Below are 25,787 nucleotides of genomic sequence, written 5' to 3' on the forward strand. Positions count from 1 at the left end.
GCGAAAAGACTGCCGACCAGACTTCCCGGCGCACCTGCAGGAAACCTATCAACACCCGTCAAGAGCGGGCACATTGAAGTGGCGCAGACACTCAGCGGTCGTGGTCGGCTCTCCGCCACCAGGCCATGGTGGCCGCGCCACCGGTCAGCCCCACGGTGAGCACCAGCAGGTGGCCCAGCGGTCCCGGCGCGTCCTGGCCGGGGCCGGCGAGGCCGGCGTACAGGCCGGGAACGGAGTACGGGAAGGAGGCGCCGTAGCCGAGGGCGGCGACGACCTGGGAGCTGAACAGGGCGGCGAAGATGGCGCCCACGGCAGGCAGGTAGCCCCGACCGGCGCTGGCCACCAGTGCGAATGGCGTGGTGAGGGCGTACGTCAGCAATGCAGTGATCACCATGCGTGCGGCTCCGGCCGCCAGGACGGCGGTCGAGGCTCCAGGCAGTTCCAGCAGCATTCCGGCGAGCAGGCCGAGCACCGTCGTCCACAACGCCAGCAGCAGGGACCAGCCGGCCGCGACGACGAACTTGGCCGCCACGATGGCGCTGCGTGAGGTGGGCAGAGCCAGGAGATCCTTCACTGTGCGGTCGCTGAACTCGCGCCCGAACAGCCAGGTGGTGAGGGTGCCGAGGATGAGCAGGCCGCCCACGGCGGTGGCCTGGGCGAGCAGGGCCAGGTAGCCGGGCCAGTCGGCGGTGGCGCCGCTGAGTTGCGCCTTGTCGCCGAGCAGCCCGAGCGCGCGGGCTCGACCGGTGTCCTGGAGGATGAACATGAACAGCCCGCACACGGCCGCGGCGATGGCGAAAGCCGCCGCCGTGAGCCAGGGCAGCCGGCTGCGCCGTAGTTTGAGCACCTCGGCGAGCAGTGCCTCACGCATCGGCCTGCCCCACCAGACGCAGGAAGAAATCCTCCAGGTCCTCTTCCTCGACCAGCAGCCGGGTGGGCGGGCAGCCCGCCTCCACCAGCGCGGTGGCGATCTCCTCCGGATGCTCCAGCGCGCGCTCGTCGGTGAGCACCAGACCGGCATCGGCTCCCGGTTCCGGCGTGAGGCCGTGGCCGGCCAGCGCGTGAGCGGCGCGGGTGTCGTTTCGGGTGGCCACCACGAGCCTGCGGCGCACCTGGCCGCCCAGCCGGCGGGGGTCGATCTCGTGCAGCAGGCGGCCTTGGTGGATGATGGCGATGCGGGTGGCCAGCCGCGCCACCTCGGCCAGCAGATGACTGGACAGCAGCACGGTGGTGCCGTTCTCGCGAGCCAGTTCGCTGAGCAGGGTCCGGATCTCCACCACGCCGGCCGGATCGAGCCCGTTGATGGGTTCGTCGAGGATGAGCAGGTCGGGACCGTGGATGAGTGCTTTGGCCAGGGCAAGGCGCTGGGCGTTGCCCATGGACAGGGTCCGGGCCCTGCGCTCGGCGTAAGGAGTGAGGGCCAACCGGTCGATGACGTCGTCGACGCGTGCGGCAGGCTGTGGCAGGCGCCGCAGGCGGGCGACGAGGTGCAGGTTCTCCCGCACGGTCAGCTCGGGATAGGCGGCCGGTGTGTCGATGAGGTACCCGGTGCGGGCCCATGCCGCACGGTCACCGGCGCTGACCTCGGCACCCAGCACCCGCGCGGTCCCGGTCGTGGGGGTGATCAGCCCGAGCAGCATGCGGATCAAGGTGGTCTTGCCCGCGCCGTTCAGGCCGACCAGGGCATAGATGTCACCGGGGGCGGCCTGTAGGCAGAGCTCGTCGACCGCGACCACCTCCCGGTAGCGCTTGGTCAGACTGGTGGTCTCGATCGCCAGCATCCGTCCACTGTCCTCCATCGTGGCGGTCTTCGCTACGCTGCGGCCGACAGGGGGCCCACCTGGCACACGGCCGGCGTGCTGTACTCCTGGTTGGACTTTGCCGCCTGACGGCAAGAATCGACGTTCATACTGGTCCGGCACGTGCATTGCCCTCCCGCCACAAGTCTTGTCAGCATCGAAACTGAATGCTTCGTACGGGTGAGGGGATGATTCTGATGATCGCCCGGGACCTGGCGCACGATTTTCCGGCCATGCGGTCCGACGCGAGATTGATGGACGTGCTGGCGGTCATGGTCCGCGGCAATCTTCCCGGAGTCGTGATCCTGGACTTCTCCGGGCGTCCCCAGGCGACGCTCTCGCTGCCGAAGGTGCTCGATCTGCTGCTCCCGTGGCCGTTTCGTGAGAGCCCGAACCTGGCAAAGGTCCTTCCGGAAGAGACCGGCGACCGCATCCTGACCGAGGCGCTCCACCGCCCGATCGGTGACCTGCTTTCCGCGCTGCCCGCCTGGGAGCATTGCCGCGTACCGGGCCACGCGACAAACTTGGAGGTAGTCACCGCGATGACACGACAGCGTAGCCCGCTGGCCACGGTCTTCGACGCCGGTGCCGGACCCAACGTGATCTGTGCCAACCGTCTGCTCGCGCGACTCTTGCAGGCCCTCAGCGAGGGCTCCTTGGGGCAGGGGGCCGGGTGCCGCTCATGATGGCCCGTCAGGCCAGCCCAGCAGCCGCGCGCCGAGAGTCGCCGTCTCGAGCGCATGTCGCTGGATCGGGTTGTTCAGGTCATAGCCGGTGAGTTCGCGGATTCGCTGCAGGCGATAGGTCACCGTACGCACGCCGAGGTGCAGACGGCGTGCGGTCGTCGTTGCCACCCCCTGGGCGGCGAAGTAGGCGAACAGCGTCTCCAGCAGCGCACCGGGTCCTCCTCTGGCGGTCCGCAACGGGCCGAGCACCGCTTCGACCAATTGGCTGATCGCCGCGTTGTCCCTCAGCAGCACCTGCAGAACGAGCAGATCGGACGCATGCAGGATCCGCTCGGGGAGTTCCAGGCGGTGGGCGAACGACACCACGCTGCGGGCTTCCTCGAACGAGCGCACCACGCCGCCGAAACCGTGGTGGGTGCGGCCGACGCCGATCCGTAGCGAGGGGTCGCCGCTCATTATCTCCTGCACCGCCGAGCCGAAGGCTTCGCTTACGCCTTTCACGTAGCCGGAGGATATGCAGACCAGCAGGCCCTCCTTGGTGGCGATCAGGATGTCACGCAGGCCAAACCGGGACAGCAGGGACGCTTCCACGTGACGTGAGACCGGCCCGCCGTCGAAGAAGGGCTGTTCGGCCTCGGCGATGGCGACCACGTGGGCGCCGGCCAGGCGCAGCCCGAAACGCTCCGCTCGTTCGGCGAGGGTGCCCACGTCCCCGCGTCCGTGGAGCAGGTCGTCGATGAACTCCCGGCGGAGTGCCTCCTCGCGGCGGATCATCAGGCGCTGGGCCGCCTCGTAACCCTCTACCAGCGCCACGATCGACCGGTCCGCGGCCTTGAAGACCGCTTCCCCGGCGGACCGGAGCTCCTCCGCCCGCCTGCTTCGGACGATGCCTGGCAGGGAGGGCCAGGCCAGCCATGTCGCGCTCAGGTGCACATCGATGATGGCGCGCAGGGGGACACCGTCCCGCGCCGCGGTCTCACCACATTCCCGCATGCGTGCCAGCGCGGCCGCGCCGGGGCGTCGCCCGGTCTGACTGACGTCGGCCAGCAGCGGGAGATAGTCCCTCAGCCACTGGGCAGGGACACCTCCGGCGTCAGCGCTGGCACGAGCGGCGATCTCAGCAAAAGGCAAGTGATCCACGTGTCCGCCGGCGTCGTGCCGATGTTCCCTATCCCAGCGAGCAGTCATAGTTCCAGACTCCCCTCGGGATGGCGCCAATGGGCAAGGTAAGCAAGAATATAGACAGGTATGTCGATACCTGCTTACCGAGGGATGGCAAGGAGAGTCGTCCTGACGGCGACCGTTTCGTGGGGTCACGCCGGCTTGTTCCCTTGCCCGTGCCGCGCATGGTCCACGCGACCACGGTCGGCAGGGTGGTCGGTAGTGTGCTCGGCAGGGTGGTGACGGCCGGCGCGGTTGCCATGATCGGCACGGCGGTCCATGAGGGCGACGTGGCCTTGGTAGACATCGGGGATGTTGTCACGGTCCTGGTCTGCGGCCTCGGCCTCGTGCAGGCGCCGGTAGACACGGTTACGCAGGCGCAGGATCACAGACGCCAGCAGCGCCGCGGCGACAGAGCCGCCGAGCACGGCCATCTTGACGTGGTCGCCGCGCTCGCCGCCGGCGCCGAAAGCCAGCTCGCCGATGAGCAGCGACACCGTGAAGCCGATGCCGGCCAGGATCGACAGACCCAGCACGTCGACCCAGCTCAACCCCTCGTCGAGGTGGGCACGGGTGAATCGAGCCACCAGCCAGGTCGCGACCATGATCCCGATGGGTTTGCCGATGACCAGCCCGGCCACGATGCCCATGGCGACCGGGTCGCTCAGGGCGGTGACGGCGCCGTTCAGCCCACCCAGATGCACGCCCGCCGACAGGAACGCGAACAGGGGAACCGCCACCCCGGCCGAGAGCGGCCTGAACCGGTGCTCGAAGTGCTCGGCCAACCCCGGCCCGGCTTCCTGCCCGCTGGCGCGCCGGCTGCGCATGACCGGCACGGCGAAGGCCAGCAGCACGCCGGCGACGGTGGCATGCACGCCCGAGGCGTGCACCAGGGCCCAGACCGTGACCGCCAGCGGCAGCAGCAGCCACCAGGAACGCAGCCGGCGCTGCACCAGCACGATAAAGATCGCCAGCGGGACCAGCGCCACCAGCAACGGGATCGGCGCGAGGCCGCTGGTGTAGAAGACGGCGATGATGACGATCGCCAGCAGGTCATCGACCACGGCCAGGGTCAGCAGGAACGTGCGCAGCGCGGCGGGCAGGAACCGGCCGATCACGGCGAGCACCGCCAGCGCGAAGGCGATGTCGGTCGCGGTGGGGATCGCCCAGCCTGCGGCGGCGCCGTCGACGTTCCGGGTGAGCAACAGGTAGAGGGTGGCCGGGACGATCACACCTCCGAGGGCGGCGGCGACCGGCACCGCGGCCCGCCGCGGCTGGCGCAGATCCCCGGCGACGAACTCGCGTTTGAGTTCCAGGCCGGCCACGAAGAAGAAGATGGCCAGCAGCCCGTCGGCGGCCCAGGTGGCCATGTCGAGGTTCAGGTGCAGCCAGGCAGGGCCGAAGGTGAAGCTGCGGACCTCCTCATAGGCGCCTGACCACGGAGAGTTGGCCCACGCCATGGCCAGTGCCGCGCCCGCCAGCAGCAGGGCGCCGCCGATGGTCTCCTTGCGGAGAATGTCGGCGATGCGACGGGCTTCAGCCCAAGAGCGCCGCCCGAACAGGCGGGGTGCGCTACGCGCGGGGCCAGTCATGAATACTCCAAGTTTGTACGGCAGGCGGGACCTCGTCCTCCTGCGACCGGGTCGAACGCTCCGGCCGCTTCAGGGCCGTCGCCGCAAGCGGCCTAGCTCGGTGTCCGGCGTCGCGCCGGTTCAAGCGGCCTGCACCTGTTCACGCGGGTGCGAGCACGCCCACGCCGGCAATCGGACACGTGCACCTGGGAGACGTCACGTTGTTGCGCGGTCTCCGGCTGGGCCTGGTTGCCGTAAACCGCGACAACACCACCATGCGTTCCCGATCGGGAAGGGCCTCCGGCAGCGGCCAGGGCGACTCCCGCTCGACGATGAGGGCAAGCCCCTCATCGTCCTGGGCATCCGACGCCTCCGGCTGGGACCGTTGCCCTCATGGCCGGGCATGACGTCAAGCGGCAGACGGCTGCAGACCCTTGCCGCCCGTAGCCCTTCGGCCACGTGGGTCACGTCCCTGTCGAGGCGCTCGGCCGGTTCCTGCACGGCCGGACGGCGTCCGAGCTGCTGCGTGAGATCGTCCACCGGGTAGGGATGACGAGCGGAAAGACCGGCCAGATGCTCAAATATCCGCTTCTCGCCAGGCTCGGCCCAATCCGCCTCGCCACGCCGTGACGTCCGAACCGTCACACCAGTTTTCTCCAGCACAATCTCACCCCCCGGCTGTCGTCCCCTCCTGAAGACTGTCGGGAGAGCGCGGTATGCGGCTAGGGCTACCGGCCGCAGCCCTGACGGGCAGTACATTGCCGCAGTACGGCAACATCGTCGGTCTGCCGCTCCCGTCGCCGGAGGCTTGTCGGCTTCGCGCTGATGCGACTCCAGACGGCATGGCCGGTATGAGACCGCCAGGCCGGGCACCACCGCCTCGCCGGTGCCACGGCGCGTCCAGCCTGTGGAGGCGCCGCGCGGCTACGCCGAGGCGGTCGCGCGGTGGCCGGACACCTCCACCCGCTGGTTCACAGCGAGATCGCTTCAGGACCGAGCAGCGCCTTCACATCGGCGGCGAAGCTGGGCTCGGCGTTGACGGGGAAGTCCGGCACCGCCAGCACCGTGGTTTTGCCCGCTGGACGCTTCAGGTTGATGTGCAGCGGCACCTTGCCCTCGTGCAGCTTCAGCACGTGCCGGAGCTCCTCCAGCAACTGCGGGGTGACGCGCTCCTCCCTCAGCAGGAGCGTGATCGGCGCGCCGGTGTCGCTGTTGACCCCGGACACGTCGATCAGGGTGAGATCCGTCGCGAAAATGCTGATGGCGCCGTCCCGGTTGTTGATCTGCCCGCGCACCGCGACCACGATGTCCTCACGCAGCGAGTCGGCGTACAGCACGTAGCTCTTGGGGAAGAACAGGCACTCGATGGCGGCGTCCATGTCTTCGACCGTGGCGATCGCCCACAGGTTGCCGGCCTTGTTGACTCTCTTGTCCACCTTCGTGACGAGGCCGCACACGGCGATGTCGCCGCGGTCATCACGACCGGATTCGAGCAGGTCGGCGATTGTGGTGTCGCGGTTCCTGGCCAGAAGCCGCTCCGTGCCGGCCAGCGGGTGGTCCGACACGTACAGGCCGAGCATCTCCCGCTCGAAGTCCAGCTTCGTCTTCTTGTCCCACTCCATGTCGAGGACCGTGACGGTGAACACCTCGTCGGCGCCGGCCTCGGCCAGGCCACCGAACAGGGAGTCCTGGCCGTGCGCTTCCTGCTTCTTGATGCCGCTGACCTGGTCGACGGCCTGTTCGTGAACCATGAGCAGGCCCTTGCGCGGGTGGTCGAGCGAGTCGAACGCGCCTGCCTTGATCAACGATTCGATGACCCGCTTGTTGCAGGCGGTCAGCGGGATCTTGCCGAGGAAGTCGTTGAAGTCCTTGAAGAGGCCCTTCTCCTTGCGGGCCTTCACGATCGCGTCGACGACGTTCTCACCGACATTGCGGACCGCGCCCATGCCGAACCGCACCTGGGTGTCGCCGACCGCGACGAAGTCGAGCTGGCTGTCGTTGACGTCCGGGGGCAGGACCTGGATGCCCATCTTGCGGCACTCGGCGAGGTAGACGGCCGCCTTGTCCTTGTCGTCTCCCACAGAGGTCAGCAAGGCGGCCATGTATTCGGCGGGATAGTTGGCCTTCAGGTACGCGGTCCAGTAGGCGACCAGACCATAGCCGGCGGTGTGGGACTTGTTGAAGGCGTAGCCGGAGAACGGCAGCATGACGTCCCACAGGGCTTGGATGGCGTCGTCGCTGTAGCCGTTGGCGCGCATGCCCTTCTGGAAGTTGGCGAACTCGGCGTCCAGGATCTCTTTCTTCTTCTTGCCCATGGCGCGGCGCAGCAGGTCGGCGCCGCCCAGGGTGTAGCCGGCCAGTTCCCGTGCGACGGCCATGATCTGCTCTTGGTAGACGAGCAGGTGGAAGGTCGGGCCGAGGATCGGTTCGAGGGCGTCCTTCAGCTCCGGGTGGATGGGCTCGATGTCCTGCCGGGCGTTCTTGCGGTGCGCGTAGTTGGTGTGCGCGTTGGCTGCCATCGGGCCCGGCCGGTACAGGGCGAGCACGGCGGCGATGTCCTCGAACCGGGTCGGTTCCATCAGTTTCAGGAGCTGGCGCATCGGGCCGCCGTCGAGCTGGAACACGCCCAGGGTGTCCCCGCGCGCCATGAGCTGGTAGGTCTTCACGTCGTCGAGCGGGATGGTCAGGGTGTCGAGGGTGATGCCCCGGTTCTGCTCGATGATCTTGATGGCGTGGTCGATGATGCCTAGGTTCCGCAGACCCAGGAAGTCCATCTTGACCAAGCCCATGTCTTCACACGACGGGTAGTCGAACCCGGTGATGATCACACCGTCTTTGTCCCGCCGGTGCAAGGGGATCAGGTCCATCAGCGGCGCCGAGGACAGGATGACCGCGGCCGCGTGCACACCGGTGCCGCGGATCAGTCCCTCGATGCCGCGGCCGGTGTCGATCACCTTCTTCACGTCCGGGTCGCTCTCGTACAGGGCGCGAATCTCGCCGCCCTCGTTGTAGCGCGGGTGATCCTCGTTGAACATGTCGGCCAGGGGAACGCCCTTACCCATGACGTCCGGCGGCATCGCCTTAGTGATCTTGTCGCCGACTGCGAACGGATAGCCGAGAATGCGGGAGGCGTCCTTGACGGCGGCCTTGGCCTTGATCGTGCCGAACGTGTTGACCTGCGCGGTCATCGCGCTGCCGTACTTGTCGGTGACGTAGTTGACCATACGGTCCCGGTGGCGGTCGTCGAAGTCGAGGTCGACGTCCGGCGGATTGATCCGCTCCGGGTTCAGGAACCGCTCGAACAGCAGGCCGTGCTCCAGCGGGTCAAGCTCCGTGATGCGTGTGGCGTAGGCGACGATCGATCCGGTGGCGCTTCCACGACCGGGACCGACCGGGATGCCGTTCTCCCGCGCATAGCGGCAGATGTCGGCCACCACGAGGAAGTAAGAGGAGAAGCCCATCGGCCCGATGACCTTCATCTCGGTCTCGTACCGCTCCATCACCTCAGCGGGGACCGGGGTGCCGTACCTCATCTCCAGGCCGCGCTCCACCTCCTGGCGCAGCCACGACTCCTGCGTCTCACCCTCGGGCACGTCGGGGTAGTCCGGCATCCGGTCCACGTGGGCGAACACGTCGCTGTAGTCGCCGACCATCTCGGCGACGAGCAGTGTGTTGTCGCACGCCTCCGGCAGTTCGGGGAACAGCGCGTACATCTCGTCGGCCGGCTTGAGGTAGTAGCCGGAGCCGTTGAACCGGAACCGGTTCGGGTCGTCTTTGTTCTTGCCGACGCCGACGCACAGGAGGCTGTCGTGGGCGTCGGCCTGGTCCTCGGTGACGTAGTGGGAGTCGTTGGTGACCAGCAGCGGGATGTTGAGCTGCTTGGCCAGCCGCAGCAGATCGGCTCGCACCTCCCGCTCGATGTCGATGCCGTGGTCCATCAACTCCAGAAAGTAGTTCTCCTTGCCGAAGATCTCCTGGTATTCGCCGGCGACCTTGACGGCCTCTTCGTACTGGCCGAGCCGCAGACGCGTCTGGACCGCACCGGACGGGCAGCCGGTGGTGGCGATGATCCCGGACGCGTGTTGCGAGACCAGGTCCTGGTCCATGCGGGGCTTGCCGTAGTAGCCCTCGACCGACGCCAGCGACGACAGCCGGAACAGGTTCCGCAGACCGTCCGCGTCCTTCGCCCACATGGTCATGTGGGTGAACCGGCCGCCGCCGGAGACGTCCTTGCCGCCCTCGCCGTCCGCGACACCGGTCTCAGCGCGGGAACCCCAGAAGACGGGTTTCTTGAAGAACCGGGACTCGGGCGCCACGTAGGCTTCGATCCCGATGATCGGCTTGACCGGGCTGTCCTTCGCCACCTTCTGGAACTCGTACGCACCGAACATGTTGCCGTGATCCGACATGGCGATGGCCGGCATATCAAGCCGCGCTGCCTCCTTGAACAGCGGTTTGATCTTGGCCGCTCCGTCCAACATGCTGTACTCGGTGTGCACGTGCAGATGCACGAACGACTTGCTCACCCGTCCCCCTCAACTCCCTGACGGCTCGAACCTTCGCCTGAGCCTATTCCGTCTCACCGGGCAGTTGGGAGCATGAAGGAAGACCGGCTTCCTTCCGACGGCTGAGCGCTCGCCTTTGGCGCACCAGCGCCGGGTTCTTGACGTCGGCCCAGCCGGCGGGGAGGGTGAAGCGGATCTTCTCGCCGACGCCGGCGAGAAGAGTCTCACGGCTCATGCGAGCGCTGTCGCTGAGGTAATCGGGCAGAAGCTCGCCCGGGACGTACAGCTCCTTCGCCTGGAGCTTCGCGAACCGCCGTCGCCGTGCGAGCGGTGCGGTCGCGGCGAGGAGCATCGCGAGCTGCGCAGCCAACGAGAACCCTGCGACCATCGCGCCGTGCGGTGCGCCATCCGTCCCGCGACGCCGCCTCCGTGCAGGAACAGCAGGGGAGGAGCGTGTGTGTCACCTGCCTCATTGGCGTACGTGGCCTGAATCACCCAGCCGTCGACGGCGGTCTGCTCATCCTGCGGATGGTTCGGGAGAAACCTTGCGCGGGATTACCGGCGCGTGCGTGGCCAGCCGGCCACCCTCGGCATCAAGACGCTGGGTGAGTAGGGTTTCGATCTCAGCGGCCTCGGTGGCGTCGAGCCTGGCGAAGATCTCGTGGGCCTCCTGCAGGGAGGTGCGACCTTGAGCGTGGTCACCTTGGGCCGCATGAGATTGTCCGAGTGCGGCCAGCGCTCGTGCGATGTTGTAGTCGTCGCCGATCTCCCGGCTGAGTGCGAGGCACTCTTCGGCGGCCTCGATGGCCTGCGCATGCCGGTCGGCCTGCCGGTAGGTCTCAGCCAGGTGGTAAAGGACATTGCCCTCGGCGGTCCGTCGTGCCAGGGCGCGGAATGTGTGCCGCGCGTCGGTGAGTTCCCGGGCGGCCTCGTGAAAGCGTCCGGTGTCGCGCAGGGCGACACCGCGGGCGTATCGCACCGCGGCGAGCGGGTCGGGATCGCCGCTGGCACGGGCGGCGTGCAGGGCCTGGTCGAGTACGGTGACCGCCTGGTCCATCTGTCCGGCGTGGATATGGACACGGGCCAGGTTGGCGAGGGTGGTCGCTTCTCTTGCGGGCAACCGCAACTCCTGGGCGAGCGCGGCGGCCTCTTGCAGGGCGTGGACGGCGTCCGGCAGCCGACGTCGGCCGGTGTAGGCGAGTCCCCGCGTGTGCCAGATCTGCCAGAGGAGGACCCGGTCGCCGACGACCCTGGCAAGATCGGTCGCGCGCTCCAACAGTGCCGCGGCGTCTGAGAGCAGGTGCCGGTAGTAGGACAGGTGCCCGAGCTCGTACAGGCCGACAGCTTCGCTGCGTGTGTCTCCGGTCCGGGCTGCGGTGTCGATGATGGCGTGAAAGCTCGGCGCGATCCTGGCCCATCCGACGCCGCTGTAGAGCAGCCAGCGCATGCCTGTGACCAGATCGGCGGCGAGTCCGAGGGATTCGGGCCGGTGCGCGCCCCATTCGGCCGCGGCCACCAGGTGGGGAACGTTGTCGAAGAGCCAGGCGGCAGCGGCCTTGGGGTGGGGAAAGGTCCGTCCCGGATGCCGGCGGGGGAGGAGCGATCTCGGCCAGGTCCACTGAGGGTCGTCGGTGGTGACGGCGTTGTGGGTGGTGGCGGTGTAGAACCCCAGCAGGCGGTGCAGAGCCTGGTCGCGCTCGTTGTCCGGGTCTCGTTGTGCGGCCTGTTCTTGGGCGAACAGGCGAATGAGGTCGTGATAGCGATAGATCCCCGGCGCGGGGTTGTCCAGGAGGGCGAAGTCGACGAGGTCGTCCAAGTGATCTTCCGCCTGCGATGCGGGGATGTCGAGGAGGGCTGCGGCGGCGTCGGTGTCGAGGTCGGGACCTCCAGGAAGGGCGCAGAGCCGGAAAACGCGGGCATGGGCCTCGTCGAGTTGACGGTAGCCGGCGTGCAGGCTGGTGCGGAGCGCCCGGTCGCCTTGCTCCAACTCCGACAGGCGCTGGTGCTCCACGGCGAGCCGGTCGGCGAGTTTGGCCAGGCTCCAGACCCTGCGGGAGTTCAGGCGGGCGGCGGCGATGCTGATGGCCAGGGGCAGGTAGGCGCAGAGCCGGCTGATCTCGGCCACCGCCTCGGGTTCGGCATCGCTCCGGTGCGCGCCGATGAGCCGGGCGAGCAGGTCTCCTGCCTCCTGCTCTGACAGAGGTCCGAGTGGGAGGTGTTGTGCGGCCTCCAGGGATGACATGTTCCGGCGGCAGGTGATGAGGACTGCGCAGGAGCGGCCCGCGGGCAGCAGCGGCCTGACCTGGGCTGCGTCGAGCGCGTTGTCCAGGATGATGAGGAGGCGCCTGTTGTGGGTGCGAGTCCGGAAGAGCGCCGCCGCCTCTTCGACATCGACAGGGACCGCGTCCGGGGCAACGCCGAGCGAGCGCAGCAGTTGTCCCAGAACATCGATCGGATCGACAGGCGTGGCATCGGGAGTGGAACCCTGCAAATTCGCGTAGAGCTGGCCGTCAGGGTAACGGTCGACGATCTGGTGGGCGAGGTGGATGGCCAGGGCCGATTTGCCGACGCCGCCGCTGCCGCTGATCGCGAAGATCACGACCGACAGGTGGTCTTCGAGCAGCGTGCCGCGCAGCCGTACCAGCTCCTGTTCTCGGCCCGTGAAGGCGGCAAGGTCGGTCGGGAGCTCGGACGGGATCACCAATGGGCGTCCCGCCGGCAGTTCGAGCGCCGGATCTGAGCGCCGGATGGCCTGATGGAGTTCCTGCAGTTCGGTGCCGGGGTCGATGCCGAGACCGGCGAGCCGGGCAGCGATCTGCCGGTAGGCATCAAGGGCGTCGGCTTGGCGTCCTGCCCGGTACAGAGCGGCCATCAGCCGGCCGCAGAATCGTTCATGCAGAGGATGTTCGGCGATCAGCTGGGTCAGGCGGGCCACGACCTCGTCATGGCGGCCGGCCGCCATGACGGCGTCGATGTGCTGCTCGGTGACGGCCAGGCGTCGCCCTTCCAACCGTGCGGCCTCGACCCGCAGGTGCGGGTGCTCGGCGAGCGGCCCGAACGCCGGTCCCCGCCACAGCGCGAGCGCCTGACCGTAGTCACCCTGGGCTACCAGGGCCTCGAACCGGCCGATGTCGATTTCATCGGCGTCGGCTCGCAACCGGTAGCCTCCTGCTACGGCGTCGATCCGGCCGCCCACGAGCTGACGGATCTCGCAGATGTGCGAGCGAAGGTTCTCCGGAGCCGATGACGGGGGGCGCTCCCCCCGAACCGCGTCGATCAGCCGGTCCGTTGACACCACACGCCGCCGGCGTGCCAGCAGGATCGCCAGGATGATCCGCTGGTTCTCTGACCTGATCGGCAGCATCTCCTCGCCGTTGGCGACCGTGACCTCCCCCAGGATTCCGAACCTCAGGCCCGTCCCCTCGCCCACCAGCGAGACGCCAGAGGGCGATGACTCCAGCTGCTTGGGGACCGGTGTTCGCCGCGTGGACGCATGAAGAATTTCGAGTCCGGCCTCCTGGTTGAGGATGGCCAGTTCGAGCCGGCGAAGCTCGTCGCCGGGCTCCAGACCGAGCGTGTCGAGCAGCATGCGCCGGTAGCTGCGGAAGACCTGTAGCGCCTCGGCCTGCCGTCCCGAGCGGTAGAGCGCCAGCATGAGATGCCCGTGCAGCCGCTCGCGCAGCGGATTGTCCTGCACGAGACCGCGCAACTCGGCGACCAGTTGCTGGTGGAACCCCGTCGCGAGTTCGAACTCGATGCACTGCTCGTGGGCGAGCAGGCGCCGTTCGTTCAGGCCGTAGGCGGTCGTCTGGACGAGGTCGCTGCTGACGTTGGACAGTGCGGGCCCACGCCAGAGGGTCAACGCCCTGCGCAGGGTCTTGGCCGCCTGCTCGGGCTCCTCTTGCTGCGCCCTGCCGGTCAGCTCGTCGAAGTCGGCGAGATCGAGCTGCGCCGGCTTCACCTTGATCAGGTATCCGGGCGGCCTGGTGATGAAGAGGGTGAAGGGCCGGCCGTCGTCGCCGAGCGTACGGCGCAGCGAAGAGACCCGGATCTGGATCTGGTTTCGGGCGGTCTCTGGAGGCGTCTCACCCCACGCGGCCTCGATCAGTCTGCTGATGGGCACGATCCGATTGGCGTCGAGCAGGAGAGTCGCCAGGACGACGCGTTGGAGGCTGCCCCCGAGGTGGATCTCGCTCCCCTCACGTTCCGCACTCAGCGGTCCGAGAATCTTGAAGTACATGATCTCCTCCGCCGCCGACCCCCCGCCAGCGCCGGGACACAGATGAAGCCCGATCTCCCGATCTGTCGCGGGCGGCAGGTGACGTCACCGACGTGCATAGCGCGCGCTCCCCAGCGGTCCGCACAGGCTACACAGCCTGCGCGGACCGTGCATAACGTCTCGGCCTTCGAAGCCGCGGACCCCGAGGGCGAGCTGCTTCGGCGAGCGCTCTGAAATCTGTGGTTGCTCGTCGATCGCCGCGATCGGCGGTCGCCTGAAGAAGCTCTCCGTGGTCGTGCCCTTTGCCTGGGTGTTCACCACGACCTTCGCCGCCGGGCTGCTGTCGACGTTGTGGCGCGGCACCATGGGGACGGATGTCAGGGCCTTGGTCGGCTTCGCGGGCGTCCTGATGCAGAACATCGTCTTCACCGCGGCGGAGGCGCTCAGGTTTGGGATGACCTCGGCCGCCGTCCATGACCGTGGCTCGGTGGTGGGCCGGTGGAGGCTGACCGATGTGCTGATCTGTTTCAACCAGGTCTTCCTGGCCATGGCGATACTGGGCTTCACCGTCGCCGGCGCGAGCCTCGGGCTCATCCCCGCCTGGCACACCTGGCTGGGATATCTGACCGCCGGGCTGATGATCGTCTTCTCCTCGGCGACTCCGTACACCGTCGGCGGCGCCAACCGCTTCGCGCTGGCCGGCTTGATCGCCGCGTTCGGGTGGGGGCCTGGATCGTCTCCTACAGCATCGCCTTGCTGGGCATCTGATCTCATGGGGCGCCGGCCGGACGGCTCAGCAGTTTGCGGGCCAACGCCTCACCCCACCAGCGCTCGATCCGGTCGGGTGACCAGGAGCGTTCGGTGCGGAGGATGGTGTAGACGTCGATGGTGCACAGGGCGGCGTAGATGTCGACGGCGGTGGGGGCGTCCAGTCCGGGGCGGAGCGTGCCGTCCGGCCAGGAGGAGAACACCTGGATGCGGTACTCGCCGACCTGCCGCCGGCCCAGCCTATAGAAGTCCGCGAGTTCCGGCTCGGTACGGCCCGCGTCACGTATCAGAGCGATGAGATCGCCCGCGCGCTCGAAAAGACGCCGGTCGTAGCCGGCCATCGCGGCCAGGTGCCGCCGCGGGTCGGTGGTGGCCTCCAGTTCGTCGATCATCTGGGGCAGGCCCGCGGCCAGGTCCGCGGCGTCGGCCAGCGCCCAGACCAGCCCCGCCTTGTTCTGGTACGCCGCGTACACGGTCGGAACGGCGACCCCCGCCTCCCGGGCGACGTCGCGCACAGTGGTCGCCGCCCAGCCCTGCGACAAGAACAGCCGGCGCGCGGCCCCGGCGATCTCCGCTCGCGTCTGCTTCGCCTGCGTCACCCGGCGCAGTGAGTTGTAGCGGCGCCGCCCCGTCTGGTTCTCCATGATTGCATCTAGCCTTTCCGTGGCTTATATTAAATATATGCATCGTAAATCCAACTGGTGGTCACCGTGACGATCACCGGTCTGGCGGGTGCGGCAGGCATGGGATTCGTCCTGCTCGCGATCGTCATCAACGTCATCTACATCCGCGCCGGACTCCCGCTGCCCACCTCCGGCCACTCCTTGGACGAGACCACCGACGCGCTGGCCGGTGTCGGCAAGCGCATCAACGCGCCCTCAGTGTTCGCACCGGCCACCTGGCTGTTCACCACCCTGTTCGCCGCCGGGCTGCTCGCCGTGCTCTGGCGCGGCGACCAGGTCGGTAGCAATATGTGGGCCTTGGCCGGCTTCGCCGGCGTCCTCATGCAGAACGCCACCTTCATGGTGGTCGAGTCGCTGCGGTTCGGGATGGTCGCGGCCGCCCGGCATCACCGCGGCTCGGTGGCCGGGCTGTGGGCGTTCGGCAACGTGCTGTTCGGGTTCAACCAGGTCTTCCTGGCCATCGCGGTGCTCGGCTTCACCGCCGCCGGAGCGAGTCTCGCGTTCATCCCCGCCTGGCACGCGTGGCTGGGCTGGATCAGCGCGGCCCTGCTGTTCATCTCCTCCACGGCCGCCCCGTACAACGCCGACGGCAGCAACCGCATCGCCGTGACGGGCCTGCTCGGCTGGCTCGGCTGGGCCTCCTGGATCGTCGTCTACAGCATCGCCCTGCTGGGCATCTGAGGAAGGAGCAAGCACGTGATCCTTGTGGCCGGGGCCACCGGCCGGATAGGCGGCCGGGTCGTTCACGAACTGACCGCGGCGGGCGCGGCAGTGCGCGCGCTCACCAGGCGTCCCGACGATGTTCAGCTGCCCGGCGGCGCCGTGGCCATGCTCGGCGATCTCCGGGTGGCGGCGTCCGTCGAGCCGGCGTTCGAGGGTGTGGACGTGGCCTATCTGTTCCCCGTGCCCGGGTGGCCCGTCGCCGACCTGCTGGCGCTCGCGCGGAAGGCCGGCGTACGCCGGATCGTCCTGCTGTCCTCGGCGTCGCTCCCCGGTGGGCCCAGCCTGATCGAGCGGCAACATCGAGCCAATGAGGACGCCGTACGCGCCTCCGGCATGCTCTGGACGTTCGTCCGGCCGACTGCGTTCATGGCCAACGACCTGTCGTGGGCGCCCGCGATCCGTGCCGAGGACACGGTGTACCACGCCTTCCCCGACGCCTCGCTGGCACCGGTCGACGAACACGACATCGCCGCCAAATGGGCGCGGGCGGGTCTCAACCAGCTCTTGGAGCGTAATTCCCTGCCCCAGGTGGTCAGGCATGTCCGAAGATCTCCAATGGTGGTCGAACCGGGCCGTGAAAAGCTGAGGCACGCGGGTGCGGCGGTCCGCTTTCGCGGCGGCCACGAGGGGGTGTGGGACCGGCGTGCGGACGCTCACCGCCGGGGGCGGCCGCCACGTCGACACAGTCCCGGAGCAGCGCCTGGTGAAGTTCCGCGGTCTGCCGATCGGGTTCGAGCCCGTAGTCGGCGGCCAGCCGGAAATGCAGGCGCAGGAAGACGTCGAGCGCGTCCAGCCGCCGCCCCGTACGGTGGAGCGCCGTCATGAGGTGGCGGTGCAGCGACTCGCGATGGGGATGCGCCGCGGTCAGCCCGACCAGGTCGGGCACCACCTCGGCATGCTGGCCGAGGCTGAGCCGGGTCGCGATGAGCGACTCCTGCGCGGCCACGTGCGCCTCGTCGAGCCGGATCGCGTACGCCTCGATGGCAGGGCTGCGGGGCACGCAGTCGAAGGCCGGCCCGCGCCACAGGTTGAGCGCCCGGGTCAGCTCGCCGACCGCCGACTCGGTCGCGCCGGCGTGGAGCGCGACGCGCGCGGTGTTGACCGACCTCTCGAACTCCAGGACTCGAGCCGGTCTGCGGGCAAGATCATCTTGTAGCCCGAACCGATGGTCACCAGCCGGCCGGCGAACGGCCCGAGCTCCCGGCGCAGCCGCCAGATGTAGCCCTGGACGGTCTTCCTGGCTGTGCTCGGAGCCAGGCCCGGCCACAGCTCGTCGATGAGCATGCCGACGTTCACGGTCCGGTTCAGATTGGCGAGCCAGATCGCCAGCACAGTCCGATGTTTGGCGGCGGCTATCTCGGTGCAGCCTGCCTCCCGCCAGATGGCCAGCGTTCCGAGCACGCCGAACCGCAGTGCTCCTAGCGTGTTGGAGCGTCGCGACAAGGGGTCAGCGAACATCGCATGATTCACACAGACATGGTTGAGCGACCCTGGAAACCGTTCCCAGGGTCTCCGGCGGACATCAACCGGACATTTGGCCGCAGTGCCGCCACCCCGGGTGACGTGGCCGGACGGCCAGACGCCGGCGCGCCAGGGAGTGGTTCACCCCGCCCGACGCCGACCGCATCGGAGCCGAGGCGGTCGACGCGCGCGTTCGGATTCGGCGATGCGGGCGGGCAGGGTTTGTCGCCGATCTCCTGGAGTCGGCGCCGCGCAGGTCGCTGGGCAAGAGGCCCTCGTCGGCGGATCGTTTCGCCTGAACCAGAGGTGCTGAAGCGAACGGAGCGACGAGACTACACACGGTTGACTATCGCGACTTAACCGGAATACTGGTCACCCGATTGGGCCGTCGTTCTAGTGAGCCGAGGATTCCATGTCGTTGTTTGGCCTCGCCGTGCCTCAGGCAGCGCCGCACCGGGCATGCAGCAGGGCCAACGACGCGGAAGGGAGCGCGCCACATCGGCGCGGTCTCAGCCGGCAACCGGACGAGACCGGCACTCGCAGCTAGCGCGGGCTTTCGCGGCGGTCAACAGAATCCGACGACTCCCCCCGACCCCAGGACTTTCATGCCGCCAGACTCCTTCAGCGTCCCGATGGTGATCGGCGTCGCCGTCCTCGTGCTCGCCCTCGCGGGCATCCTGGTCCTCTATCTGCGCGTGCGCGGCCGGCTCGCCCAGGCCCACGGGCGACTCGCTCAGACCCGTCAGGCGCAGGATCGCCTGGCACGCGAGTCCAGTGCGTGGAGCCAGCGCCTGCTTCAGGCGGAGCGCAAGGCCCAGGAGAACGCGGACTTGCTGCGCGAGACCCGCGCCCAGCACGACCTCGTGCGCGCCGAGACCGACCACCTGATCTCCAAACGGATTCCCGCCCTGCTGTCCCACCTGCGCGCCCCGCACGTGATCGTACCCGGCATGCAGAACCAGGCGCTCGCCGGCACGGACCTCGACAGGCAGCACCGCGCCATCCTCGACGCGCTCACCCGCGGCATCCGCGAGGAAACCGAGCGCATCGACGAGGCCGCCCAGGCGGTTATCAGGGGCGCCATGTCCCGCGTGCAGACCCAGGCGTTGCGCGCCCAGGACCTGCTCGCCGGCGTGCAACAGCGCTACAGCGGCGACGAGCACACAGCGCTGCTGCGCGAGGTGCTGGGCCTCGACATGTTCAACGAATTGGTCATCCGCCGGATGCAGGTCACCGGCATCGCCTGTGGCGCCACCCCTGGTCTGTCGCGTGACGACACCTACCTGGTGGACCTGGTGGTCGGCGCCGTCTCGCGGGTGGAGAACTTCGAGCTGCGCATCGACGGCCCGGCCAATCACCTGCGCCGCCGTATCGGGGTCGCCGCCCGCGCCGCGGAGTCGATCCTGTTCATCACCGCCGAGCTGCTGGCCAACGCGGTCCACCACTCCCACGGCACGCTCAAGGTCTCCATCGCCGTGCACGAGACCAACAACGGCGCCGCCATCGTCATCGACGACGCCGGTGTCGGACTCAACGAGGACCAGTACGCCCGCGCGGGCCGCCTGCTGAGCGGCAACCATCCCGTCCGCCTGGTCGACCTGGGCAACCCGCCCCGCACCGGCTGGGCGGCGATCGGCCGCCAGGTCGCGCACTACGGGATGCAGGTCACGGTGAAGAAGAGCGCCTTCGGCGGCGTACAGGCCGTGCTGAACATCCCCACCGCCTTGCTGGTGGAGATGCCGGAGGACAGCCGGCCGTCGGTGCTGGCACCGGAGCCGGTGCGCGCGGTCGCCCCCGCCGCCACGGCCATCCGCCGGGGTTCCGTGGCCGCCGCCACAGCCGTTCAGCAGGGACCTGTGGCCGTTCCCACCGTCCGGCAAGAGCCGGTGGCGGCTCCCCGGCCCGAGCCGGTCACCTCTTCGGCACGGCCCGAGCCCGCGACGGCGCCCCAGCAGCGGCCGGCAGAGGATCTGGCGCCGCTGCCGCAGCGCCGCCGCCAGCAGCCGCGTGCCACGTCCAGCACCACGACGACCACGGGCGGCGGTCCTGACGGTACGGGCGGCAGGTTGCTCACCACCCCGGAAGAGGCACAGAAGCGGTGGGGGGACTTCCAGGTCGGAGCCGAAGCGGGCCGCCGCGAAGCGCTCCCGACCGAGCAGCACGACATAACCGAAGGGAAATGACCGTTCCATGGACGCTCACAGCGCTTCCGGCCGTGTTCAGGCCAAGGGTCGCCCGTTGCCCCTCGACGTGTCCTGGGTCCTGTCACCCCTGCTCGCACTGCCTGGCGTCGCCAGCGGCGTGGTCCTGAGCCGTGATGGGCTCATCCTCGGCGGCTCGGCCGACGTGACCACCGAGAGCGGCGAGCGGGCCGCCGCCATGACGAGCTCGGTGCTGGGGGCCGCGCGCGCCTTGTGCGCAGGCCTGAGCAACGGCGCCGACGACGAGGTCGTGGACATCGTCATCTCCGCCGGCAGCGGCTACTACTACATCGCCCCGGCCGGCGACCGCGCTGCCATCGTGGTCGCCGCCACCGGCGTCGTCAACATCGGCACGCTGGCCTACGAGGTGCAGCTCCAGGTGCAGAAGCTGATCAAAGCCCTCGACGAGGCCAGCGCGGCCAGGGTGCCGGGCGTCCGGACATGACCTCCGGACGGCAACGGCGGCGGGTCGTCCCGGACTATATGGCCGCCGCGAGGTTGACCGTGCCCGAGCACATCAATGTCGAGCGCACGACCCTGGTGTACATCGCGCCTGACGCCGCCACCAACGGGCTGGACCCTCCGGGGTCGCATCTGCTGACGCTGCTGGGGGACGGGCCGTTGTCGGTGTACGAGTGCGCCGCGCATTTAGGCCTGCCGTACTGCGTGGTGCGGTTGCTGGTCGCCGGGCTGGTCGGAGGCGGAACACTGCTGACCCGCGATCCGCCCCCCGCCGACCTGCCCGACATTGAGATCTTGGAGTTGGTGCTCAGTGGCCTCCGCGCTCTCTGACAGCCGTATCAGTACCGAACACATACCGGTCAAGCTGGTCATCGCTGGGCCGTTCGGCGTGGGCAAGACGACCCTTGTGGACGCTCTCTCGGAGATCAAGCCCCTCAACACCGAGGAGGTGCTCACCCAGGCGGGCACGCTGGTGGACGATCTCACCGGCGTGAACGAGAAGACGACCACGACCACCGCGATCGACTTCGGCCGCCTCACCATGCCGGGGGTGGTGCTGTACCTGTTCGGGGCGCCGGGACAGACCCGGTTCCAGGTCCTGTGGAACGAGTTGGTCCGCGGCGCGCTGGGTGTCCTGGTGCTGGCCGACACCCGCCGGATCGACGACAGCTTCGCCGTCCTCGACCTGGTGGAGAACGCCGGCATCCGCTACGCGGTGGCCGTCAACCACTTCCCCGACTCGCCGGACTACCCGCTGGACGCCCTGCGCCAGGCGCTCGACCTCCACGCGCACACGCCGCTGGTGGTGTGCGACGCACGCGACCCCGCCTCCGCCCGCGCCTCCCTGATCGCGCTGGTGGAGCACATCAGAGAGCTGGTGCTGTCATGACCCTGCGCTACATGCCCGACGCGGGCCGCCTGTACGGACCGGAGTACGCCAGGGACCCGCAGGCCATCTACGCGGAGCTGCGCCGGCGGCACGGCGCGGTCGCGCCCGTGGAGATCGCCCCCGGCATCGAGGCCCACCTGGTGATCGGCTACCAGGCCGCCCTGGACGTGCTCACCAACGTCGGCGGCGTCTGGAGCAAGAACGGCAAGGCCTGGCAGGCGCGGCTCCCCGACACCCCTGAGGCCGCGGGGCCGGTCGCCATGCTCGGCTACCGGCCGAACGCGCTGATGACCGACGGGGCCGAGCACGCCCGGTTCCGGCAGGTGATCTCCGACTGCTTCGACCTCGTCCAGCCGCACAAGCTGCGCCAGACGGTGATCGAGGTGTCGGACTCGCTGATCAGCCAGTTCGCCGCGACGGGCGAGGCGGACCTGGTCGCCGAATTCTCCGCGCTCATTCCGGCCCGGATCTTCAACGCGCTCTTCGGACGGCCTGACTCCGAGAGCGCCGGCCTGATCAAGGCCCTGTCGGACATGATGGAGGCGGACGGCGAGACGGGCGCGCGGGGCAGCGACGCGTTCAGCCGCTACATCGGCGAGCTGATCCAGTCCAAGCACGCCCAGCGGGGCGAGGACCTGACGTCCTGGTTCATCGACCATCCGGCCGCACTCCAGCCCGACGAACTGGCCGAGACCCTCGTGCTCGTGATGGCCGCCGCGTACGAGCCCATGGCGAACCTGATCTCCAACACGATCTCCCGGATGGTCAGCGACGACCGTTACTACAGCTCGCTCTCCAACGGCGCGCTCGGCACGTACGACGCCCTGATGGAAGCCCTGCGCGCCGAGCCCGCCATGTCGAACTACGGCCCCTACTTCGTGCGTCAGCCCGTGCACTTCCACGGCACCTGGATCCAGCCGGCCGAGCTGGTCCTCGTCTCCTATGCCGCGGCCAACACCGAGCCCGCCAACGTGCCCGAGGAGCTGCGCTCCGACGGCGGCGCATACCTGGGCTTCGGCGCCGGGCCGCACCGCTGCCCGGCCAGCGACCCGGCCATGATCATCGCGATGACCGCGATCGAACGCCTGACCTCCCATCTGTGCGACCTGGAACTGACCGTGCCTCGCGAGGAGCTCTCGTGGCGGCCCGGGCCGTTCCACCGCGCGCTGGCACACCTGCCGGTGCGTTTCACCCCCATTCGCCCTGATCAGCCAGGAGAATCCCCTTGGGCAGTTCAGCCCCCGTCGTCCTCGACCCCTTCGGCGCCGACCTCCCCGGCGAGGTCCGGCGACTACGCGACCTCGGCCCCCTGGTCCTCGTAGAGCTCGCGGGAGGCATCCCGGCCTGGGCGGTCACCCGGCACGACCTGCTCAAGCAGCTCATCCTCGATCCACTGGTGAGCAAGGACAAGCGGCACTGGCGGCAGCTGGATCAGGCGCTCACCACGCCAGGCTGGTCGTGGATCATGACCTGGATCGGCGTGTCCAACATGCTCAGCGCCTACGGCGACGAACACCGCCGGCTCCGCAAGCTGATCGCCCCCAGCTTCACCGCGCGCCGTACCAAGGCCATGCAGCCGATCGTCGAGGGGATCGTCGCGGAGTTGCTGGACGAGATGGCCGCGCAGCCGCCGGGCCGGCCCGTCGACCTGCGCAGCGCCTACGCCCACCCGCTGCCGATGCGAGTGATCTGCGAACTGTTCGGCGTTCCCGCGCACATGCGGGTGGAGATGGCCCAGGTCATGGAGGCCATCATGGACACCACCGCCACCCCGGAGCAGGCGGCGGCCACGGCGGCCCAGATCGCCACCGTGCTGCCCGCCCTGGTCGCCTACAAACGCGAGCACCAGGGCGACGACCTGACCACGGAGCTGATCAACGTCCGTGACATCGGTGACTCGCTCAGCGACACCGAGCTGTGCGACACCCTGCTGCTGCTGATCGCGGCCGGGCACGAGACCACCGTCAACCTGATCGGCAACGCCGTGCACGCCCTGCTCACCCATCCGGACCACCTCCGGCGTGCCCTGGCGGGAGAGATTTCCTGGGACGCGGTGATCGAGGAGACGCTGCGCTGGGCACCGTCGATCGCCAACCTGCCGCTGCGGTTCGCCATCGAGCCGATCGAGATCGGCGGCGTCCGGATCGAGGCGGGCGACGCGATCATCACCAGCTACATGGCGGCCGGACACGACCCCGACCACCATGGTCAGGACGCCGACCGGTTCGACCCGACCAAGGTGAGCGCCGAGCATCTGGCCTTCGGCATCGGGGTGCACCGCTGCATCGGAGCTCCGCTCGCCCGCCAGGAGGCGCTCGCCGCCCTGCCCGCCCTGTTCGCCCGGTTCCCGGACCTCCGGCTGGCTGTGGACGAGAGCGAGGTGGGACACGTCCCGTCCTTCATCGCACACGGATGGAGCACCCTGCCGCTCCTGCTGCACCGCTGACCGCCTACGGTGACGCGCGTCTCCTCCGCCAGGATCGCCTCTTTGGCGGAGGAGACGCCTGCCGGCCGACCGCGACCAGGGAGCGGCCCACCAGGCGGACCTGGAGGTCGCGGTGGCGCGCGCATCCCATCAGCAGCCCACCGGCCCTTCTCCCGCGACGGTCATGTGGATGCTGCGTGAGCACGACGAGCATGCGGCGAATGCCGACGGATGGCGCTCAAGGTGCGCCCCCGGCGAGCGCGACGGCGTCCACCTCGAACAGCATGCCGGGCAGAGCGAGCGCAGCCACTCCGGTGAGCGTCTGAGTGGGCGGCAGGTCTCCCCAGATCTCCTGGACGGCCCTGGCGAGGATCTCCAACTTGGCTGCGTCGTGGCCGACGATGTGGGTGCGGATCTGCAGAACGTGGCGGAAGTCCAGACCGGCCGCGGCCAGCGCACTGTCCAGGTTCGCGAACGACTGCTCGGCCTGCTCGGCCTCGGAGGTGACGTGGCCGTCGCCGTCGGAGGCGTACTGGCCCGCGATGAAGATCCCGCAGGCCACGTACGAGTCGCCGACGGTGGCGCTCTGGTCGGCGGTGAGCCCGCCGCTCGCGAGGGTGCCTTCAGGCTCGCCGGTTCTGCAGCCAGTGGCGCGTCTGGCCCGGCACCGCGGGAAACCGGGACTCGACGGTGGCCTTGACCTCGGCCAGGGTCCGACCGGCCAGCTCTTTCCGCCAGGCCAGCTCGGCCTTCCGCATCACCTGGGAGATCACGCACGTGTTCCGGTAGTCGATCCCCGACTCGCCGTCAGGGGCGTCGCGCAGGATCTCGGCGCAGCGAAACGCCTCTTCGGAGCCTTCGATGGCCACCACCACGTCCAGCACGGTGATGTCCTGCGGCTTGCGAGCGAGCTGGAACCCGCCTCGCGGGCCGGAGGTCGACGACACGATCCCGGACCGCACCAGCGCCTGCAACTGCTTGTTGAGGTAGGCGGGAGGCAGTTGGAAGTGGCCGGCCAGGGCGGCGGCCGGCACGGGGTGGCCGTCCTCGACCCAGGCCAGATTCAGGCACGTGTGCAGCGCCCACTCCACACCCTCGCTCATCTTCATACCTGGATAATAACTATCCAGGATAATCGCGCAACGCGGCGGCACCCTGTCGCCCTCGGAACACGGTTTCGTGCTCCGAGCGGCTCTGGCTGACGGCGTTGTCGCGACTGGTCCACCGCGGCCGGGGTGCCTCGCCGGCCCGGCCTGACCTGGCGGCGGTTCCTGGCGGCTCAGTCATCCGCGATCGTCGTGCGGGACTTCCTGGTGGTCGAGACGGTCCTGCTCAAACGGCTGCAGGTGCCGGCCTTCATCGCGCACGGCACCCGGCCGGTCCAGGTCCGTGGCGAAGCCGTCCAGCGACTCGCGCTCATCGAGGCTGCGCAGTTCCTGGAAGACCGTGATGTGCAGGCCGCCGGGCGCGTCGAGCCGGGCGTTCAGCGACTCCCATGGCGTCACCGTGGGCGGCGCGACCTCGGACGCGCCAGCGGCCGTCAAGCGTTCGGTCGTGTCCCGGGTGTTGTCGACTTCGAACGCCACCCGAAACTTCGGAGCCACCTGACGCCCCACCTCGACCTCATCGATCATCTTCTTCTGGGCCGGGTTCGCGATTTCCAGCGTGGCCCGGCCGGCGTCCAGGATCGCCACGCGGGCGCCGTCCCCGTTCGAGAACGCGGCCTGTTCGGGAAGGCCCAGCACATCGCGGTAGAAGGCCACGGCGGCCTCGTAGTCCTCCGCCTCCACCACGAGCCTGAGCTGGCGGACGGCGGACGGACGGCGTTCGGGCTCTGCGTGCGCACTCATGGCAACTCCTCAGAAACATCACCAGGGGAGGCGTGAGATCGCCCCTCGCCGGTTCAACCGGCTCCTTCCTGTGCTTCATCCCAGGGCGTGGCGACAACGGCGGCCGCCGGTCAGCAAGCTGCCGGGCAGGCATGAGTGAGCGACGGCCAGTCGATGGCGTCGATGAGTTCCCGGCAAATCAGCGATGCCTCGACGAGGCTGCTGTCTGACGGCCCCGAGCGGCGCGAGCATCGTGATCACGTGGACGGGGGAGACGCCCTGGTGGCTCTGTTCCAGGCCAGCAGGACCGGCACTCCCGCGACCAGCCCGGCGGCGCCGGCGATCGCCAGGCCGTGCTCCGGTCCGGCCGCTTCGACGAGGAGGCCGCCGGCCAGGATGCCCAGC

The 25,787-nt window shown here is 68.9% G+C and carries 23 protein-coding genes and 1 pseudogene; 10 read left to right on the plus strand and 14 right to left on the minus strand.

Going from position 1 to position 25,787, the window contains the following annotated elements; translation table 11 throughout:
• Positions 1-91: 91 nt before the first annotated feature.
• Together E1294_RS26670 and E1294_RS57360 are read right to left on the minus strand one after the other, a co-directional pair.
• Positions 92-871, minus strand: coding sequence for an ABC transporter permease (locus E1294_RS26670; RefSeq protein WP_132512712.1), 780 nt, complete (start codon positions 869-871; stop codon positions 92-94).
• Positions 864-1,781: an ABC transporter ATP-binding protein gene (locus tag E1294_RS57360; RefSeq protein WP_132512714.1), complete on the minus strand. Its 918-nt coding sequence runs from the start codon at positions 1,779-1,781 to the stop codon at positions 864-866. Before E1294_RS57360 ends, E1294_RS26670 begins: the two co-directional genes overlap by 8 nt.
• A gap of 206 nt (positions 1,782-1,987) precedes the next feature.
• Here E1294_RS57360 and E1294_RS26680 point away from each other — a divergent pair, with 206 nt between their 5' ends.
• On the plus strand, positions 1,988-2,485 hold the full coding sequence (locus E1294_RS26680; RefSeq protein WP_132512716.1) for a CBS domain-containing protein: 498 nt from the start codon (positions 1,988-1,990) through the stop codon (positions 2,483-2,485).
• Here the strand turns inward: E1294_RS26680 and E1294_RS26685 are convergent.
• Positions 2,480-3,673 carry a PucR family transcriptional regulator gene (locus E1294_RS26685; RefSeq protein WP_132512752.1) on the minus strand — a complete coding sequence of 398 codons (1,194 nt, stop codon included), beginning with the start codon at positions 3,671-3,673 and terminating at the stop codon, positions 2,480-2,482. The genes E1294_RS26680 and E1294_RS26685 overlap by 6 nt on opposite strands.
• A gap of 125 nt (positions 3,674-3,798) precedes the next feature.
• The gene (gene nhaA, locus E1294_RS26690) at positions 3,799-5,238 is read right to left on the minus strand and encodes a Na+/H+ antiporter NhaA (protein WP_132512718.1); all 1,440 of its coding nucleotides are present in this window, start codon (positions 5,236-5,238) and stop codon (positions 3,799-3,801) included.
• 438 nt (positions 5,239-5,676) lie between these two features.
• Here nhaA and E1294_RS52950 point away from each other — a divergent pair, with 438 nt between their 5' ends.
• Complete coding sequence (locus E1294_RS52950; protein ID WP_165977491.1) at positions 5,677-5,847, plus strand: hypothetical protein; 171 nt, start codon at positions 5,677-5,679, stop codon at positions 5,845-5,847.
• Between the two features lie 341 nt (positions 5,848-6,188).
• Here the strand turns inward: E1294_RS52950 and dnaE are convergent, their stop codons facing one another.
• The 5 genes from dnaE to E1294_RS26715 form a co-directional block, all read right to left on the minus strand.
• The gene (gene dnaE / locus E1294_RS26695; RefSeq protein ID WP_132512720.1) at positions 6,189-9,743 is read right to left on the minus strand and encodes a DNA polymerase III subunit alpha; all 3,555 of its coding nucleotides are present in this window, start codon (positions 9,741-9,743) and stop codon (positions 6,189-6,191) included.
• Between the two features lie 43 nt (positions 9,744-9,786).
• On the minus strand, positions 9,787-10,110 hold the full coding sequence (locus E1294_RS26700) for a hypothetical protein (RefSeq protein ID WP_246083301.1): 324 nt from the start codon (positions 10,108-10,110) through the stop codon (positions 9,787-9,789).
• A gap of 129 nt (positions 10,111-10,239) precedes the next feature.
• Positions 10,240-13,962 carry an AfsR/SARP family transcriptional regulator gene (locus tag E1294_RS26705; protein WP_132512722.1) on the minus strand — a complete coding sequence of 1,241 codons (3,723 nt, stop codon included), beginning with the start codon at positions 13,960-13,962 and terminating at the stop codon, positions 10,240-10,242.
• 84 nt (positions 13,963-14,046) lie between these two features.
• A complete protein-coding gene (locus E1294_RS26710) occupies positions 14,047-14,625 on the minus strand; it encodes a hypothetical protein (protein WP_132512724.1) in 579 nt (192 codons plus the stop codon).
• A gap of 86 nt (positions 14,626-14,711) precedes the next feature.
• Entirely contained in the window at positions 14,712-15,353 is a 642-nt protein-coding gene (locus E1294_RS26715; RefSeq protein WP_132512726.1) for a TetR/AcrR family transcriptional regulator, read from the minus strand.
• 66 nt (positions 15,354-15,419) lie between these two features.
• Between E1294_RS26715 and E1294_RS26720 the strand changes: the two genes are divergently transcribed.
• Positions 15,420-16,073: a hypothetical protein gene (locus tag E1294_RS26720; RefSeq protein ID WP_132512728.1), complete on the plus strand. Its 654-nt coding sequence runs from the start codon at positions 15,420-15,422 to the stop codon at positions 16,071-16,073.
• Between the two features lie 15 nt (positions 16,074-16,088).
• Positions 16,089-16,940: an SDR family oxidoreductase gene (locus E1294_RS58205; RefSeq protein WP_132512730.1), complete on the plus strand. Its 852-nt coding sequence runs from the start codon at positions 16,089-16,091 to the stop codon at positions 16,938-16,940.
• On the opposite strand, the pseudogene E1294_RS58210 reads toward E1294_RS58205, so the two are convergent.
• Both E1294_RS58210 and E1294_RS26735 read right to left on the minus strand, forming a co-directional pair.
• Positions 16,867-17,235, minus strand: a pseudogene (locus tag E1294_RS58210) (AfsR/SARP family transcriptional regulator); the annotation flags it as partial. The gene E1294_RS58205 and the pseudogene E1294_RS58210 sit on opposite strands and share 74 nt — an antisense overlap.
• On the minus strand, positions 17,157-17,573 hold the full coding sequence (locus E1294_RS26735; protein WP_132512732.1) for an AfsR/SARP family transcriptional regulator: 417 nt from the start codon (positions 17,571-17,573) through the stop codon (positions 17,157-17,159). The gene E1294_RS26735 and the pseudogene E1294_RS58210, both read right to left, overlap by 79 nt.
• A gap of 608 nt (positions 17,574-18,181) precedes the next feature.
• Here E1294_RS26735 and E1294_RS26740 point away from each other — a divergent pair.
• From E1294_RS26740 to E1294_RS26765, 6 genes are read left to right on the plus strand one after another with little or no spacing between them, the layout of a single operon-like run.
• Positions 18,182-19,759 carry a histidine kinase gene (locus tag E1294_RS26740; protein ID WP_132512734.1) on the plus strand — a complete coding sequence of 526 codons (1,578 nt, stop codon included), beginning with the start codon at positions 18,182-18,184 and terminating at the stop codon, positions 19,757-19,759.
• 7 nt (positions 19,760-19,766) lie between these two features.
• Positions 19,767-20,222 carry a roadblock/LC7 domain-containing protein gene (locus tag E1294_RS26745; RefSeq protein WP_132512736.1) on the plus strand — a complete coding sequence of 152 codons (456 nt, stop codon included), beginning with the start codon at positions 19,767-19,769 and terminating at the stop codon, positions 20,220-20,222.
• Positions 20,219-20,569, plus strand: a complete 351-nt coding sequence (locus E1294_RS26750) for a DUF742 domain-containing protein (protein ID WP_132512738.1) — start codon at positions 20,219-20,221, stop codon at positions 20,567-20,569. The genes E1294_RS26745 and E1294_RS26750 overlap by 4 nt, the downstream gene beginning before the upstream one ends.
• A complete protein-coding gene (locus tag E1294_RS26755) occupies positions 20,550-21,128 on the plus strand; it encodes a GTP-binding protein (protein WP_132512740.1) in 579 nt (192 codons plus the stop codon). The genes E1294_RS26750 and E1294_RS26755 overlap by 20 nt, the downstream gene beginning before the upstream one ends.
• Positions 21,125-22,450, plus strand: coding sequence for a cytochrome P450 family protein (locus E1294_RS26760; protein WP_181958556.1), 1,326 nt, complete (start codon positions 21,125-21,127; stop codon positions 22,448-22,450). Before E1294_RS26755 ends, E1294_RS26760 begins: the two co-directional genes overlap by 4 nt.
• Complete coding sequence (locus E1294_RS26765) at positions 22,354-23,574, plus strand: cytochrome P450 family protein (RefSeq protein WP_132512742.1); 1,221 nt, start codon at positions 22,354-22,356, stop codon at positions 23,572-23,574. Before E1294_RS26760 ends, E1294_RS26765 begins: the two co-directional genes overlap by 97 nt.
• 217 nt (positions 23,575-23,791) lie before the next feature.
• Here E1294_RS26765 and E1294_RS26770 read toward each other — a convergent pair whose 3' ends face one another.
• The 3 genes from E1294_RS26770 to E1294_RS26780 all read right to left on the minus strand — a co-directional run bounded on the left by E1294_RS26770 (position 23,792) and on the right by E1294_RS26780 (position 25,346).
• Complete coding sequence (locus E1294_RS26770; protein ID WP_132512744.1) at positions 23,792-24,115, minus strand: RidA family protein; 324 nt, start codon at positions 24,113-24,115, stop codon at positions 23,792-23,794.
• A 61-nt stretch (positions 24,116-24,176) separates the two neighbouring features.
• Positions 24,177-24,662, minus strand: a complete 486-nt coding sequence (locus E1294_RS26775) for an RrF2 family transcriptional regulator (protein WP_220447956.1) — start codon at positions 24,660-24,662, stop codon at positions 24,177-24,179.
• 174 nt (positions 24,663-24,836) lie between these two features.
• Entirely contained in the window at positions 24,837-25,346 is a 510-nt protein-coding gene (locus E1294_RS26780) for a VOC family protein (RefSeq protein ID WP_246083302.1), read from the minus strand.
• Positions 25,347-25,787 lie beyond the last annotated feature (441 nt).

It is taken from the genome of Nonomuraea diastatica, from assembly GCF_004349015.1.
Classification (GTDB): Bacteria; Actinomycetota; Actinomycetes; order Streptosporangiales; family Streptosporangiaceae; genus Nonomuraea; species Nonomuraea diastatica.